This is a genomic window from Cupriavidus sp. KK10, assembly GCF_018223725.1.
GTDB lineage: Bacteria > Pseudomonadota > Gammaproteobacteria > Burkholderiales > Burkholderiaceae > Cupriavidus > Cupriavidus necator.
Genome location: NZ_CP073677.1, coordinates 2,553,261 through 2,569,019 on the forward strand (window position 1 = coordinate 2,553,261; position 15,759 = coordinate 2,569,019).

Here is a 15,759-nt window from a genome sequence, read left to right on the forward strand (position 1 = left end):
CATCCGTTGCTAGCCAAGCCTGGCCGAAGGGCAACGGCGGTTGCCGGCCATCAAGCGTCGTAGATCCGCGCGATCACTCGGTAGTTGAAACGTCGGCTCCAGGCAAGCTAACGGACTTTTGGCCAGCGATGCAAGTCGCTTCATCGGCCTTCTAAGACGTTCGCCGGTTGGTAGTTGGCTGGCCGCTTCGATGGGTGAAGCTGCCAGCCAACATATACGAAGTGCTGTTCTCCCACAATGAGTGGCACGATCAACGGACGCCGTCTGGTCTGTGTCAAATCTCCTCTTCATGCTTCATTTTCCGACCGGTGGTATCGGAATGATCCCCGGGAAGACGTAAGCTTGCAGAAGCGCTATCAGGCCGATAACCGCGGCTCCGGCGATTGAGTGCCAGAAAATCGTGCGGAAGATCGGTCCCAGCGCATGCGATCTCTCCTCTGGCTCGTCATAGCATGCTGCGCAGGCCACCATGATGGACTGCGCGTCGATCATTTTTCCCATCACGCCACCGGTCGAGTTCGTGGCGACGATCAGGATCGGATTCAAATTGAGTTGTTCGGCAGTGATTCGCTGCAGGCTACCGAACAGGGCATTGGAGGCAGTGTCGGACCCCGTCAGGAAGACGCCGAGCCAGCCCAGGTAGGCGGCAAAGAAGGGATACAGGAAGCCGGCCCCGGTGAACGCGAGGCCGAGCACCGCGTCAGTACCGGCGTACCGCGTCAGGAAGCCGAGTCCAAGGACTTGCGCAATCACCAGGACTGGAATCTTCATGCGCTGGAGGGTCTGGGCGAAAGCCGCCTTCCATTGCGCCGCGCTCAGCCTGAGAACCAGGCCGGACAGGATCGCGGCCACGAATACGCCGGTCCCAGCGGCCGAGAGCCAGTTGATGGTGAACCTTGCCACCTCCGGCTTGGCATTGGCTGGCGCCACCGGGGGCATCCGTTGCACCAGGTTGTGCAGGGCGGGCATGTCCCAGACCGGCAGCGAGAGCGTCCCTGAGAATGGTGAGCCAAGCAAGGTCGTGGAAAACGTGATCGAGGAGAACAGGTTGTTCAAATACTTCTTAAACTCCGGTATGCCCCAGATGGCGCAGCAAAGGATCAGGATCACCCAGGGCAGCCATGCGTAGACTGTCTCCCGGGTCGTGTACGAGTACTTCCACTCGGTACTGTCGACCGTGGCTGTCGCGCTGGCCTTGCCGGCCGCAGCCAGCGCCTCGCGCTCGGCCCTGAGCAGGAAGCGTGTCTTCGGATGCCATGCAAAGCGAAGAAACAGCGCGGTGCAGATGACCGAGAACACGCCGGAGACCACATCCGTCATCAGGTGGAACTCGTTGGTCCCTGACGCGAACCACTGCATGACGGCGAACGATGCCCCCGCGCACAGCGCCGCCGGCCACACCTCGAATGCTTCCTTCCAGGTACCGCCTTCCATCTTCACGAACGTGGCAACAAGCCAGAACGGGACCAGGACCGAGACAAAGGGCAGTTGGCGGCCGGCCATTGCGGACAGTGTGACCTGGTCCAGGCCGCTCACCGCTGCCAGCGTGACGATCGGCGTGCCAATCGCTCCCCATGCGACCGGCGCGGTATTGGCCAGAAGATTCAGGACAGCGGACTGGAAGGGCTTGAATCCCAGGCCCACCATCACCGCACCCGCGATCGCCACCGGCGTCCCGAAGCCCGAAGTTCCCTCGATGATCGCCCCGAATGAAAACGCGATCAGCACGCACTGCAGCCGCCGATCGAACGAGATATGGATGATGGACTCCTTCACAATCTCGAACTTGCCCGTCACTACGGTCATCGTGTACAGGAACATCGCAGCCAGGACGATCCAGATGATGCCCAGGAAGCCGGACAGCGACCCGAGCGCAAAGGCTGACGCCGCCGAGGCAAGCGGCATCCTGAAGACGATGCAGGAGACCAGGAAAGCCGCGATGACGCCATAGAGCGCCGCATAAGGCGCGGAAATGCCGAGGTGTACGTTGCCTTGCGAATCGCGGTGCCGATGCAGGGCTATGAAGTACAAGAGCACAAGGATCGGGATCGCTGCCACCACGGTGGAAAGAAACACGTTCCCGAGCGGATTGTATGTCTGCTGGTACATGGTTTCCCTCATCGGTTACCCCGTTCAAATGAATCGGATGCTGCACATTCAGTGGGCGGATTAGTATCCGGCACGCGAGTTGTTCTTAGGCCGGCGAAGAGCAGCGGGGTCCGCAAAAATTCTACCGCCGCGTGCACCAGCCAGCAAACCTGAAGGTGTTCCTGGATCGTGGCCCGATGTCACGACCGCGCGGCAACAGCGTAATGGACTGCGAGTCATGCAGCGACCGGCGCTGTCAGTTGACGTGCTGGGCTAGCCACCTAAACTTGAATTGATCAGGAGCATTTCCCAGTAATCGGTGGCTGGCCGGAGTCTGTAGAACAGGCAGCTTCCATGCCAACACCACTTCACTTGGGCTGGAGCGATGAAATGGGTTCTGAGTCAAAGCCAAATTGGCGCGATCACGGAGTCAAGATCATTCCTGGCTCCCAACTCGATCTCAATACACCTCAAACGCCTGGCATGACGAGAGCGGCCGCAATCACACATGCGCGGGCGGGGGCTAGCAAACTTTGGGCAGGCACGGTCACCATTGATGCCAATGCCAAAACGGGAGCTCACCATCATGGCGAATTGGAAAGCGTCATATACGTTGTGAGCGGCCGGGCACGTATGCGATGGGGTGTAAATCTGGAGTTTGTCGCAGAGGCAGGGCCTGGCGATTTCATCTACGTGCCGCCATTCGTACCTCATCAAGAGATCAATGCAAGCAAAACTGAGGTTCTCAGTTGTGTGGTGGTCCGCAGCGGTCAAGATCCAATTGTCATTAACCTGGATATCAAACCCGCCGAGCCACCGGAAGAAGTCTATTGGGTCGATCCCATTCATCCGCATCCGTGAGTCCGACATGGGTATGAGCGGTTGGGGGGCGGATGAACGGCGGTTCAGGAACGTTCGGCGGAAAGAGCCCGCCGAAGACCGAATGCGACAAGATCAAGCCCCGGCCAAGGCGCCGGGCACAAACGGCGGCGGCCCTTAACCGGCTGGACCTGGAGCGGGCCATCGCGGCTTCAACCGCCCCCTGAGCAGGACTCTGCCGCTTCCGGCCAGCGCCACCGCCCGATGGGGCCACCCATCAAGAAGTTAACTACCACGCACAAAACGCCCGGCCGTGCCGGGCTGGCGCTGCGACTCTTCAAAAAGGCTGGACAGTTGGTGTTCGCGCACTCCTGATATATTACATATCTGGCGGGATTGCCGTGACGATCGACGTAGGCCACCGGTGTGCGATTCAGGGAATCGTCGCCGGTTGAAACCGAGTACAGCCGAACATGACAACTACGATTATTTATACCCATACCGCGTGTCTCGAACACCGCCCCGGGCCGCACCATCCGGAGTCGCCTGAACGCCTTAGAGCCGTCGTGCAGGCGTTGCGAACGCCGGAGTTCGCTTCGCTGGAATGGCGCGATGCGCCAATGGGCACCGTCGAGCAGTTGCAATTGATCCACGATTTGCACTACATCGACGAGATCGCGCAAAGCGCCCCCACCCAGGGATACGTGCCGCTGGACGCGGGCGATACGATCATGTCTCCGGGCTCGTGGGAAGCCGTCATGCGCTGCGTCGGCGCTGCTTGCGCGGGTGTCGATGCGGTGATGGACGGCCAGGCGCGTAACGTGTTCTGTGCGACGCGGCCGTGCGGCCATCACGCTGAACCGGCGAAGGCGATGGGCTTTTGCATTTTCAACCAGGCGGCGATCGCGGCAGCCTACGCCTATGAGGTCCACAAACTCGAGCGCGTCGCTGTGGTCGATTTCGATGTGCATCACGGCAATGGAACGCAGGCAGCATTCTTCGACCGCCCGGAGCTGTTCTATGCATCCAGCCACCAGTCGCCTTTCTATCCCGGTACTGGAGCCCGGTCCGAGACAGGGGTGAACCACAATATTGTCAACGTTCCGTTGCCTCGCGGCTGTGAGCCGGCGCAGTTCCGTGCCGCGATTTCCGCCCTTGTGCTTCCCTCGCTAAGGGCATTCGCCCCCGAGATCCTCATTGTCTCCGCGGGATTCGACGCGCACCGCCTGGATCCCCTCGCTGGCATGAACCTGGAAGACAGCGACTTCCATTGGATCACCAAGGAACTGATGCAGATTGCCGACGAGACGTGCGACGGCCGCATCGTATCGATCCTGGAAGGAGGCTATATTCTTGACGCATTGGCTACGAGTGCAATGGCTCATGTCAGCGCTCTGATGCAGCTCGATGCCGGGTGAAGAGACAGCGGTGCGACCGCGTTCAGCGCCGATAATACGTCGTCGCGCATGATGGTTGCCCCGGAACTCTTCATGACACTGTCCAGCGTTGCACGCACGCTCGCAGGCGCCCTCGCGGCTCCGACGATCCAGGCGGTCGCGCTACGTGAACTCAACAAGAATCCATCCTAGGAGACCTTTGGGGTACCTCCAGCGCTGCATCAGGAACTGAAGATTTCCAGGTGCCCTTCTCCCATCGGCCGTTTCTTGCCGGCCATCAAGCGACATCCCCGCAGAAGACCGCGCGGACGCTCAAACGTCAGGTATGGCCAAACAGCGGACGCTTGACGCGCGCCGCAACTGACGTGGGATCGTCGGCCACTCACGAACCATTGCCACCCTTTGAGGAACGGCTTGCGCATGGGAATTTGTTCTCGGCGACACTCATTCGTGCCATCATCGGCTGCGGGCAAGGGATGCTTTCTTTTGTCGGAGGAGGCTTCTTCAGCCTGGCTCTCTACGAGCATGCGAAGGCGGCGTTGTGCGACAACTGACCGCCGTTTCTACCCAGCACGGAGGAGGTGAAAATGGTCGAATCAAGAAATGGACTTTGGAGGCGGACGGGCGCAATGCTGGCCGCAGCCGGACTCCTGGCGCTATCGGGGGCTGCCCTGGCCACCAACCAGTCGCAACAGCGCCAACAAGGCAGGGACGCAAACCAGGCTGCCAAACAGGAAGCGCGCGCGGGCAAGGTCGACTGCCGGGCTGCAAACCAGAAGAGCAACTCCCAGTGCCGGCAAGACAAGCGCGACACGAAGCAGGAGGGCCGCCAGGAAAAACGGGACATCAAGTACTAGCGCGGCCGATGCTGGCCGACGAAACGATGCTACGTATTCGTGCGGCCGCTTTCTGGCGCGGCCCTGTTCATGCGCAACCGGCCAACTACGGCCACTCGACTGCGCTCTCAGGCCGACATTCGAATGTCGGCTTCTTTCTGAAAGTGCTGCTTGAAGGCGCCATTGCGACTGCCCCGGTCTGAACGGCAGCAGTGGGGCAGGGACGATCGCAGGTTCCCAGCGTGCATCCGTCGGGACGACCGGCCAGGACCGGTCGGTCGTCGAGCCCGTCAATTTTGGGCTCTGGACCTCGCACCATTATTTCACTTCTCGTCGGGGCTCTTGTATGGCTGAAGTTTCCCAAGCACTTGCGCAACCAACGGCACTGTGGTGATGACCCCTACAGCGAGCAGCGTCCAGCCGACGGCGCGGCGTTGTTCCGGATTCATTCGGTCGCTGAGCAACAGTGCGAGGCCCGCAGCGCCTGCCGCCCGTGTTCCGGCAATCAATCCAATTTCTGGAATGGTCAGTGATACCTGTTTCATCTGTGCCTCCTGGCGGGTTGGACAGATTCGAAGTAGTTTGCGGCGCGTGCGGCACGCGGTCTGTGCGCAAGCCGACACTGCTGACGGTTAAAAGTCAACGAGACATGCTGACGGGACACGGCGAGTCAAGGACGCGGGGGGCGGTTCACCATGGCGACACGGCATTGTCCGCGCGCCGACCGCGGACACTAGGAAAGGGGCCCGCATGGTCGGCGGGCTTGGCCTGTCCTGTGATGATCCTGTGCCGCTACTTGCCTGCGCCCGGCTGCACGGATACAGCAACGGCCTCGGTATAGACTGCTTCGACCCGGTCGCCCTTCTTAATGCCCTTGATACGTTCCGGATCCTCGACCAGGAGGTCCACGGTGCGTCCTTTCGGCCCCTTCAGGGTGACAGTCTTGGTGCTGGTGTTGACCGCGACGACGTCCGCCGTGACGGTCACTTCCCGGCCAATTGTGCCGCCCGGCTTCGCTCCCGGCGCTGCACGATCTGAGATTTCGCGCTCACGCATTGCAAGCGGCCCGCTACCCTTCTTGAGGCTCATGGTCAGAGCTTCTTTGTACTCGATCGTGACGGTATCGCCGACTTTAAGTTGCTCGAAGTTCCTCGCCTCCGGTCCCACGACGAGATCCGTGGTCCTGCCGTCGGCGGATTTCAGCGAGACCGTTCGCGTCGGCACATCGATCTTGACGATCTTGGCGGTGAGCTTTGCCGTACCGGTCGCGGTCGCCTGTCCGGCTGACTGCGTGACATCCACGCGGGTTTCGGGTTGCGCCCACGCAGAAGCGGTAGCCGCCACCATCACCGCCGCAGCCAGAAGTGTCGTTCGTTTCATGCTGTATCCCCTCTGATCAGACTTGCATTGCGCCCATTCGCGATGTCCCATGCCGCCCCTCGCTTCAGTTGAAGCGCTCTCTCATCACGAGGGCGGAGATCTTGTGACCTTTCCAGAACATGTCGTGGATACGCCCCCGCAGCTTGTCCAGCGTGTCATCGTCGAGCGTATCGAAGGTCAGCCGCACGGCAGGCCTGGTACCGTCGCCTTCCATGTATTCGATACTGGTGTATTCCGGGAATCCGTACTTCAGCAGGAAGGCGCCGATTTCCTCATCGGTGGTTTTGGCGTCGAGTTTCCAAGCAAGAGAATAGACATGATTCACCTCCGCAAAACAGTGCCGGCAGTCGCATTCTGCGCATGGGGACTGAGCGCGGCAGCCAGGCCCCCGACTTGCGTCTTGTTCCGAACTGTAGCGTCAGCCATGGTCGCAACAGAACTGAATCTTTTCGGACGATGAGATAAGAAAAATTTCTTCTACGTATGGCTGGAAGAATGACCATCCTATTGGACTCTGCGTGCGCGTCAGCTTGCTGTTCACGTCGAAGTCTGCCGCGCAGACCTCGAAGCCGAGCGGTTGCCGATAGGTAGGGACCGCTAAGCGTCGAACTAGGACAGGGGCCCAGTTGCTTTGATGCCGGTTTGGAGGGTGGGCAGGATCCAGCCCGCGCGCAGCCGCCTCGGCGCGCATCTTCGCAATGTTGGAAGGGCCCGCGTTGTAACTGGCGAAGGCGAACAACGCGCGGTGCTCATCCGAGAAATGCGAATCGGGAAAGTACCTGGTCGTCAGCAGATCCACATGCGGCTTCAGTTCCTCAATCCTTGTTGGGCTGAATCTTCATGGCGCTGTCGTCAGTGAAATTGTAGAGGTGCGTGTTGTCCGGCGTTTCCCCGATCCGTGTACCGCGCGGGCGAAACTCAAGGTGGCGGCGGAAATTCTCGCTGTCTGACCTGGCGCTCCGGTTAGCAAGTCTGGCCGCCTCCTGGTAGGTCATCGGGTCCTTTTCCTTCTCGATCTCCAGCAGCAACGTACGTTCGTTAACACGCACGCTGTACTTGCCCAGGTTATAGAGGAGGTACATCGCGAACAGGTTGTCGAAGTCCTGATATGCCCCCTCTTCCCTGCGGAAGTCCAGGGACAAGACCGATGGGAAACGATTGGGCAAGTCCTTGAACGCCACCTTTTCGTCCTCGTGAGGATCGACATAGGACGAGCCACCATATTTCTTGTACAGCACCACATCCATGCCATACCCGCGCTTGCCCCACTCCTTGATGAGCTTCATCGCCATTTCGGTGGGAACGTTGGCCGTGGCGGCCGCCACCACGCGGCGCCCGGAGAGAACCCTGGCACTGGTGACATCGAGGTCCCTGTAGTTGGCACCAAACTTGAATGTGGCCCCGATGGTCTTGGCGCAGTTGAGGCGCAAGTAATCGTACTTGATCTCGCCCCTGTGATACTCGGTCTTCCTGGCCCGTCGGTGATAGTCGTAATTGATGCGTTTGAAGTACGCCGCAAGGGCCGCCTTGTCGCTCGCCGGTACGCCGTAGACGCGCACGCCGATGATCGAGCGCTTGTAGATCTCGCCAAAGTCGAGGCCAAACGAAGCAGTCTGCGCGACAGAAGAGACCGTCTTGTACAGGTACTCCTTCTTCGGAATGGCCACCATCAGATCCTTCGTGTAGAAACCTGTTGCGTGCCTGCGTGCGCGGTCGGCATAGAAATTGGCTGAGTAGACCAGATCGTCACCAGGTACTTCGTCTCGAATCGCAAGGGCGATATGGCCGGCCGATCCGCCCTTGGAAGTGCCGAAGCTGATCAGCAACTCCAGATCGTAGGGATCCTCGCGAAGAAGGTCGGCAATATGGTCGATGTTCGCGGGATCGGGCCCGCCCTTGCTGCCGAAGCTGGCGGCGACTGCCGCCCCGGACCACAAAACGGCCACAACTACAAGCCAGATTGCCAGCCGCATCCTCATCGTACCTCCTACGCCATCGGCTACCACGTTACCCATACAGTGGTTCCTTGGTAATTATTACCGGTGTTAGGGGCATTTGTGTGCATGATGGCCCCACGAGACGCCCGAGAAGCGGGGCTGTCAGAGACGGCCGCAGCTTCGCGGTGGGCGTCCGACCGAGGCCGGTAGAGTCGAGATGTGGCGCGGTGGCAGTAGGTTTGGTTTGTCTGTTGCCGCCCCTTTCGTCTGGCGGTGCCCTAGTAACCTCCCCGTGGCTCCGTTTCCACACCCCGCTCATCGAACCGGACAGGCGGATCTCCCGCATCCGGCTCTCGGACAAGACTTCACGCCTTCACCCTCGCCAGGCTGCGCCTCCGCGCGCGGTCAGACGTACGAGTCCGTAGTGCCCGTAGAGGTGCGAGAGTGGATAGCTTCCGCCCCTGCGTCGTCTGACCTTGTGCTTGTTGCGCAGCCACCGGCGCAACCGCGTCGCGGCGTGGCTGTCGAGTGCGCGGTATGCGCGACTGACCGTTCCTACCTTGAAGTAGTTCGCCCAGCCCCGCAGCATGCGGTTCAACTTGCCCACCATCGCCGTGGTCTCTTGCCACCCCGTTTTCAGCGCGGTCAACGCATGGATCTTCTCGACCATGCGCCGAATACTCTTCTTCGACGGCCGCATGCCCATGCGGGGCTGGCCGGTCTTCGCCGAGTACATCCGTCCAAACGTGTATCCCAGGAAGTCGAACTCGCCTTCCGGGACCCGACAGATTCGTGTCTTCTCCTCGCTGACCGTGAGCTTCAGCTTCCCCATGATCGCCCGCATCGCTGACAGGGCTTCTTCAGCCTTGCCGCGTTTGCACAGGATCACAAGATCATCCGCGTATGTCACGATCCGACTGCCAAGACTGTGTTCCAGCCCGAGCTTCCTCCACGCCAGCACGAATCGACGCATATACAGATTCGACAGGAGTGGCGAGATGGGCGAGCCCTGTGGGATGCCGCGACCACTGTCCTTGGCCTCCGTCGTCCGCTTCTTCCGTCCGCGCGAGTCATTTTCCTCGACAGCGCTTTCCAGCCACATCTTGATCAGATGCAGCACCCGTCGATCAACAATGCGTCGCGCAAGCGAATGCATCAGTTCTGGGTGTGGAATGCTGCCGAAGTAGTCCGCGAGGTCGGCGTCAACAACGTCCGTATGACCGCGGTGGAGCCGTTCTTCCACTTCACCTACCGCCTGCTGGGCGTTGCGACCCGGGCGATAGGCGTACTGCTCCGGTGGAAGGTCGGCCTCGAAGATCGGATCAAGCACGACCATCGCTGCCGTCATGCATACCCGATCCCGCAGGGTCGAGATTCCCAGCGGCCGCAGCTTGCCATTGGCCTTCGGGATAAACACTCTTCGAATGGGGTCCGGTCGGTAAGTCTCCTCTCTGAGCGCAAGCGCCAGTTCGCCGAGCCACCGCTCGAGCCCATACGCCTCGATGTCCGCGAAGTCCTGACCATCCACACCCGGCGCGCCCTTGTTGGAGCGGCACTGGGCATAGGCGTGAGCCAGAATGTCGTCTCGGCTGATCTTGTCGTACAGGGCATAGAAGCGGTAATCGGCTTCTGCCTTCGCTTTCGCGTGTAACGCCATCTGCAGCTTCTGAACGCTAATCGGAGTTGATAGGTTGCCCAATCTCCTGTCCCTCACTACGTCTTGCGTTTGTCTTGAACTAAGGCCCCTTCCCTCCGCCGGCGTTACCCGTTAGGCGCTGCAGCGCCTAACGGGTATTCAGCGGAGTCCATTTTTCTGCGGAGTGGGCACGATCTCCTGGCTGTTTAGGACGACATATCAATGAGATAACGTCGCCGACTTGCTGCTGGACTGCGCATAACAATTGGTGTTCTGCTCCTGCTTGTCGATTACCGACACAGCGAAGGAGGACATCATGTGGGCGAGCTACTTCCCGAACCCTGGCACGGCGAATTTTATCCACCAGACGCCTGCCGAACCTTATCTGGACGGCTTCGTTGCAGCATTGATTGGCGCGGGCTATAGGCCTGGCACCATTCAACGATATCTACGTTCGGCGGCGCACTTGAGCTACTGGCAACGGGGTCGTGCGCGATCATTAGCCGATCTTGAGAAGGCCAACATCGACGAGTTTAAGGAACACTTGCACGCCTGTGAGTGCGAACGGTTCAAGCGTGTAAACGATTATGATTTGCGCGGAGCACGGGCATTTCTGCGATACCTCCAAGCGGCGCGCGTCGTTCCCGCGGTGGAGCAAGCCGCGACTGGATCGACGATGCCACCGCTGTTTTGGCAGTTTTGCGAGTGGATGCGCCGGCATCACGGGATGCGGGACACCACGCTCAACACTTATCGGCGGACTATTGTTGATGCTTTGCAAACACTGGGCAGCAATCCCCGAGATTTTGCGATCGCCGGCCTGCGCGCCTTCGTTCTCGATCGGGCAAGCCGGCATGGAAGGTCGCAAGCCAGAGTAGTGATCACAGCACTACGCGCGTTTATCCGCTTCCTCATCGCCCAGGGTCAGTGCCAGGTCGGCCTGGACGTTGCGATTCCAACCATTGGAGGTTGGCGCCTTTCGGCGCTGCCACGCTACTTGCCCGCAGCGGATGTCGAGCGCGTGTTAGGCACGTGCGACTCGGCAACCGTCACCGGAGCACGCGACCGCGCCATCCTTCTGCTACTGGCGCGCTTGGGGCTGCGTGCGAGCGATATCTATGCCCTGCGTCTGGGAGATATCAATTGGGCGCAGGCGACGGTTCAGGTCCTGGGGAAGTCGCGCCGTATGGTTCAGCTACCGCTACCTCAGCAGGTCGGAGATGCAATCGCCCATTACTTGGCGACGGCACGCCCGGCGGTGAGATCGGACCATCTGTTTCTACGGGTCGCTTCACCAGTGGGGCCCTTTCCAGCGAACAGCACTGCCGTTTCCGCTATTGTAAAAAGTGCTATTCATCGCGCCGGCGTGAGCGCCCCTGCCCATGGCGCGCATCTATTGCGACATTCCGCTGCCACAGCGTTACTGGCAGGAGGTGCGTCCCTTGAGAGCATCGCCGTATTGTTACGCCATCGCTCGCTGGATACCACGGCCCATTACGCGAAGGTCGATGTGAAGTTGCTACGCGAGCTGGCGCAACCGTGGCCGGAGGTTTCGCCATGCTAACCCCAGCCATCGACGCCTATCTGGCCATACGGCGCTCGGCGGGCTTCGGATTGCGGGTCGCCGAAGGCTTCCTGCGCAACTACGCTCGCTTCGCCACCGCGCGCGGCGAGACTCACGTACGCGAACAGACTGCGCTTGAATGGGCCGCTTTGGCTCCGTCTGTCTCTCAACGCGGGCGCCGTCTCGAGGCGATAAGAATTTTTGCCCGCCACGCACAGGCCGAGGATACGCGGCATGAAGTCCCACGCCGGAACGTATTTCCGCGTCAGCGAATGCTGTATCGCCCCTTCATCTTCACGGCAGTCCAAATCCGTCAGCTTTTGGAGCAAGCCGCACGTTTGCCACCCTCCGACTCCTTGCGGCCGTGGACCTATTGCACGCTGTTCTCCTTGCTGGCGGTGACGGGGCTGCGGATTTCGGAGGCGCTGGCGCTGCGCTTCGAGGACATCACTGCCGACGGTCTGGTGATTCGTGCAAGCAAATTCCACAAGAGCCGCTTGGTACCCCTACATCCGAGCGCGCAGGCAGGGCTGGAGCGCTATTTGGAGCGGCGCCGGCAACTCGGCGGAGGGGACGACCACGTCTTCATCTCGAGTCGTCGTCGAGGTCTTCACTACTCGGCCGTGCAGGAGACCTTTCGGACTCTGGTGCAGGAGATAGGACTGGGTCCGGATCCCGGCCGGCCAGGCCCGCGACCTCGAATCCATGACCTTCGGCATAGCTGGGCCGTTAGAGCACTGGAGAACTGCCCGCCTGGTTACGACTACGTCCGCCAGCATGTACTCGCGGTTTCTACCTATCTCGGCCACGCGAAGCTCACCGGCACATTTGTCTATCTGCATACCACTCCACATTTGCTCAGCGACATCGCCAATCGGTGCGAGGACTTTTTCAAAGGAGCCACCTCATGACGTCACTTGCCACTCATGTCAGCGTCTTTCTGCGCGAGCGTCTTCCCTTGGAACGTCGGGCCAGCGAGCGTACCTGCGATACTTACGCATTGGCCTTGCGCTTGTTCTTCGAGTTCGCCGCCAAGCGACTAAAGGTCAGACCTTCGGCGCTAGAATTGGAACAGCTCGATGCACCTCTGGTGCTTGATTTCCTCACCCATTTGGAAACCGAGCGTGCCAACGGCCCCGCTACCCGCAATGTTCGCTTGGCCGCGATTCGCACTTTCATGCGATTCATCGAGTACCGAGAACCGTCAGCCTTCGAGCAGATCCAACGCATTCGAGCCATCCCCCTAAAACGTGCCGACACGCGCTTGGTCGACTATCTCAACCGCGACGAAATGCAAGCTTTGCTCGATGCGCCGTCGCTAACCATCCGTGATGGTATTCGTGATCGCGCGATGCTGTACATCGCCTATTCAGCAGGGTTACGCGTCTCCGAGTTAGTTGGTTTGCGTCTGGAGAATTTGAATTTTAATCCTCGGCTCAGCGTCCACGTTCTCGGCAAAGGCCGGCGTGAACGCGCCTTGCCCTTGTGGCGAGAAACGGCCACCGCATTACGTGCCTGGTTGGCACTGCGGCCTACGGGGCAAGCGACGGAGGTCTTTCTCAATGCACGCGGAGCCGCGATGACCCGCTCCGGGTTCGAGTACATCCTGCACAAACATGTCCAAACGGCGGCACAGCGTTGTCCAACTCTCTTAACGAAGAGAGTATCTCCCCATTGCCTTCGACATTCATGTGCCCTTTCTATCCTGCAATCGACCGGCGACATCCGCAAAGTCGCGTTGTGGCTGGGCCACGCCAGTACCCAAACAACGGAGATGTATCTGCGGGCCGATACAACGACACTGCTCGAAACCATGAACTCCACTGTCCCGCCTACCCTTCGTAAGGGACACTTTCGCGCACCCGATCAGCTCATTGAACTTCTGAGGACTGTGTAGGCGCGTGTAATGTTAGGCGGAGTGGAAACGATGGTCCCGACAGGGTTTTCCTTGCTTGGGCCATCCCACTCCGCAGAAAAATGGACTCCGCTGAATACCCGGCTTCCCCGGTACTACGAGCCTCTCCGCCACCCCACAGCGCCCGGCCTGTCCCTCGCGGGCGTCCGGTTGGCCATCCCTGGCCACGCCGTGGGGCTTCCCGTGTTGCGTGCGCTTTCCTTGTGTACATGCTGTCGCCACTACCCCGGCGCAGCGACTGGCGGTACTGCGTCGCTCATCCATCCAGTCGTATCAGCCTTCCCCGAAATGGCTGTCGGGTCGGCCTGCGCATCGACCTTTTCGAGGCTTGCTCGGCGTTCACTCGCGTTACGGCCTGCACACTCGCGCTGTCACCGTATTTCGTGACACGCTTACCCGGAGGCTTCAGCCACTTCGTTACCTCCATAGCTGCTCCGGTTGCTTCCGGCTGGAGCGGTTGCCGGGTGGGGCTTGCACCCACTGGAAAAGCGCCGCCTTAGCACGGCGCACGCCAGAAGCGGTCAATCACGTAGCCGCCTCGCGCCCCGATAGCAGTCGGTCCAGCGGGCTGCACACCGCCAAGCCGCCCATCCGCATCACGTGAGTGTAGATCGTCGTCGTGTCCACGTCTGCATGGCCCAGCAGCTCCTGCACCGTGCGGAGATCACACAGCCGCTAGCCAGTTGTAACGGCAGCGCTAGAACGGCAAACTTAATGCTGGATGAAAGTACAGCCAATGAGAGCAAGACTATGCAAGATCAACGGCTACATGCTCGGAATCTGCACGTGTTAGAGCCCATCATCCGTATTAGGGCGCGTTACACATCGCCCCATAACACGCTAGGCCTCCCAAACTGCACCGACCTCAACCGAAGGATCGAACGATGACGAATTACCTTATCTCCTTTCCTGGAAAAGCGATGGAAGTCCCCGCCGAGGACTTTGCCGCCGTGGGCGAAGCTGCGCACGAGGTCATACGCGAGGCGAAGGCTGCAGGCGTGTACGTGTTCGGTGGTGGTATCAACGAGGATGTCGCACCACTCATGGTCGCCTCAGACGGCACGGTCACAAACGAAACCTATCCCCAGACGAAGGAGTTCGACGGTGGCTTCTGTGTCCTGCAGCTCCCGTCGCGCGAAGCCGCCATCCTGTGGGCTGCGAAGATCGCCAAAGCTTGCCGCTGCTCGCAGGAACTCCGCGAGTTTGGGTATGACCCCGAGAGCTGACGGGCAGGGCCCGTACCCACTACGATCGAAGACACTCTCCCGCATCTACTTTCTTTATCGCCGCGTGCGCGGCTCCGCCGATTTAGCGCTCCGCTGCCCCCACTCCGCTGCCCCCAGTCCACGGAACGGCGTATTATCGGTGGCATTCCGCCTGTGACCGCCGGAACGCCTGCGATGACCAACGATCCTCACCTGTCGCCCAAGCTTCACCTGACCGCCGAGCATGGATTCGCCCTGCATGACAGCCGACAGCCTGCTTTTCGCCGAGCATGGCACGTCCACGACTGCGGCATGCTGTTGTGGCCGCGCATGGGCAGGCTCAGGACGGTTTGGAACGATTCGTCCGGCGAGCCAGACGCACTGCATACCGCTTCGCTGGTGCGCGGTACCGCTGTATTGCTGCATGCGTCGACGTCGCACCTGACGGCATCCGAGCACGGCCTTCAGCAGCACGGGGAACTCTATCTGCCGCCCGATCGCCTGCCCGTGTGCCTACGGTTCGGCGCCATGCACCTGGACGCCGCGACGATCGCGATGCTTGAGGCACTGCTCGCGCCTACGATCTCATGCAACAGCGCGTCCTGGCTCGTGCGCGCCATCGTGGCGCAGATCATGACGAGCCGGCCGCTGGCGATGCCCGAAGAGCCGGCGTCCGTCGCACTGCGCATGGTCCAGCGCTTCCATGCGGCGATCGAACGCGACATGCCCTTGCCATCGATCGATACCGTGGCCGGCGAACTGGGCATCTCGATCCGACATTTGCAGCGCGCCTGTCAGATCGAGTTCGGCGCGACGCCCGTGACGGTACGGCGTCGTATTCTGGCCGAGCACGCACGCAAGCTGATTGCAGGAGGCCGGTCCGCCGCCTGCGTCAGCATGGACCTCGGCTTTGCCTCCAGCGGGCATCTGCACCGGCTGCTGCGCGAGGTGCCGGCGCCGTCGTAGCCTAGCGGCCGACGCG

The 15,759-nt window shown here is 60.5% G+C and carries 16 protein-coding genes and 1 pseudogene; 10 read left to right on the forward strand and 7 right to left on the reverse strand.

The annotated features are described in order from the left end of the window. Nucleotides 1-294 precede the first annotated feature (294 nt). The gene (locus KB879_RS12190) at nt 295-2,109 is read right to left on the reverse strand and encodes an L-lactate permease (RefSeq protein ID WP_153957052.1); all 1,815 of its coding nucleotides are present in this window, start codon (nt 2,107-2,109) and stop codon (nt 295-297) included. A 333-nt stretch (nt 2,110-2,442) separates the two neighbouring features. On the opposite strand from KB879_RS12190, the gene KB879_RS12195 reads away from it, so the two are divergent. The 5 genes from KB879_RS12195 (at nt 2,443) to KB879_RS12215 (ending at nt 5,343) form a co-directional block, all read left to right on the forward strand. Then, nucleotides 2,443-2,949: a cupin domain-containing protein gene (locus KB879_RS12195; protein WP_371827403.1), complete on the forward strand. Its 507-nt coding sequence runs from the start codon at nt 2,443-2,445 to the stop codon at nt 2,947-2,949. 431 nt (nt 2,950-3,380) lie between these two features. Beyond that, the gene (locus KB879_RS12200) at nt 3,381-4,325 is read left to right on the forward strand and encodes a histone deacetylase family protein (RefSeq protein ID WP_211981498.1); all 945 of its coding nucleotides are present in this window, start codon (nt 3,381-3,383) and stop codon (nt 4,323-4,325) included. Nucleotides 4,326-4,546: 221 nt separating this feature from the next. Then, nucleotides 4,547-4,858, forward strand: coding sequence for a hypothetical protein (locus KB879_RS12205; protein ID WP_148271662.1), 312 nt, complete (start codon nt 4,547-4,549; stop codon nt 4,856-4,858). 33 nt (nt 4,859-4,891) lie between these two features. After that, complete coding sequence (locus KB879_RS12210; protein WP_013953073.1) at nt 4,892-5,161, forward strand: hypothetical protein; 270 nt, start codon at nt 4,892-4,894, stop codon at nt 5,159-5,161. Nucleotides 5,162-5,169: 8 nt separating this feature from the next. Further along, nucleotides 5,170-5,343, forward strand: a complete 174-nt coding sequence (locus KB879_RS12215) for a hypothetical protein (protein ID WP_013953074.1) — start codon at nt 5,170-5,172, stop codon at nt 5,341-5,343. A 120-nt stretch (nt 5,344-5,463) separates the two neighbouring features. Here KB879_RS12215 and KB879_RS12220 read toward each other — a convergent pair whose 3' ends face one another. The 6 genes and pseudogenes from KB879_RS12220 to ltrA all read right to left on the reverse strand — a co-directional run bounded on the left by KB879_RS12220 (nt 5,464) and on the right by ltrA (nt 10,114). Further along, nucleotides 5,464-5,685 (reverse strand): hypothetical protein, encoded by a 222-nt coding sequence (locus KB879_RS12220; RefSeq protein ID WP_013953075.1) that lies wholly within the window; start codon nt 5,683-5,685, stop codon nt 5,464-5,466. A gap of 247 nt (nt 5,686-5,932) precedes the next feature. Beyond that, nucleotides 5,933-6,520 (reverse strand): hypothetical protein, encoded by a 588-nt coding sequence (locus tag KB879_RS12225; protein ID WP_041228885.1) that lies wholly within the window; start codon nt 6,518-6,520, stop codon nt 5,933-5,935. A 64-nt stretch (nt 6,521-6,584) separates the two neighbouring features. Further along, nucleotides 6,585-6,838 (reverse strand): annotated as a pseudogene (locus KB879_RS12230) (RNA-binding protein). Nucleotides 6,839-6,938: 100 nt separating this feature from the next. Further along, on the reverse strand, nt 6,939-7,319 hold the full coding sequence (locus tag KB879_RS12235; protein WP_211981501.1) for a hypothetical protein: 381 nt from the start codon (nt 7,317-7,319) through the stop codon (nt 6,939-6,941). A 16-nt stretch (nt 7,320-7,335) separates the two neighbouring features. Continuing rightward, entirely contained in the window at nt 7,336-8,493 is a 1,158-nt protein-coding gene (locus KB879_RS12240) for a hypothetical protein (protein ID WP_211981509.1), read from the reverse strand. A gap of 337 nt (nt 8,494-8,830) precedes the next feature. After that, on the reverse strand, nt 8,831-10,114 hold the full coding sequence (ltrA, locus tag KB879_RS12245; RefSeq protein ID WP_249221289.1) for a group II intron reverse transcriptase/maturase: 1,284 nt from the start codon (nt 10,112-10,114) through the stop codon (nt 8,831-8,833). 295 nt (nt 10,115-10,409) lie between these two features. On the opposite strand from ltrA, the gene KB879_RS12250 reads away from it, so the two are divergent. From KB879_RS12250 to KB879_RS12275, 5 genes are all read left to right on the forward strand, one after another. Continuing rightward, nucleotides 10,410-11,657, forward strand: coding sequence for a tyrosine-type recombinase/integrase (locus KB879_RS12250; protein ID WP_211981513.1), 1,248 nt, complete (start codon nt 10,410-10,412; stop codon nt 11,655-11,657). Then, on the forward strand, nt 11,651-12,568 hold the full coding sequence (locus KB879_RS12255; RefSeq protein WP_211981515.1) for a tyrosine-type recombinase/integrase: 918 nt from the start codon (nt 11,651-11,653) through the stop codon (nt 12,566-12,568). The genes KB879_RS12250 and KB879_RS12255 overlap by 7 nt, the downstream gene beginning before the upstream one ends. Next, entirely contained in the window at nt 12,565-13,554 is a 990-nt protein-coding gene (locus tag KB879_RS12260) for a tyrosine-type recombinase/integrase (RefSeq protein ID WP_211981516.1), read from the forward strand. Before KB879_RS12255 ends, KB879_RS12260 begins: the two co-directional genes overlap by 4 nt. A gap of 902 nt (nt 13,555-14,456) precedes the next feature. Next, nucleotides 14,457-14,798, forward strand: coding sequence for a YciI family protein (locus KB879_RS12270; RefSeq protein WP_194946781.1), 342 nt, complete (start codon nt 14,457-14,459; stop codon nt 14,796-14,798). A gap of 174 nt (nt 14,799-14,972) precedes the next feature. Beyond that, complete coding sequence (locus tag KB879_RS12275; RefSeq protein WP_211982188.1) at nt 14,973-15,743, forward strand: AraC family transcriptional regulator; 771 nt, start codon at nt 14,973-14,975, stop codon at nt 15,741-15,743. The last annotated feature ends 16 nt before the right edge of the window (nt 15,744-15,759 follow it).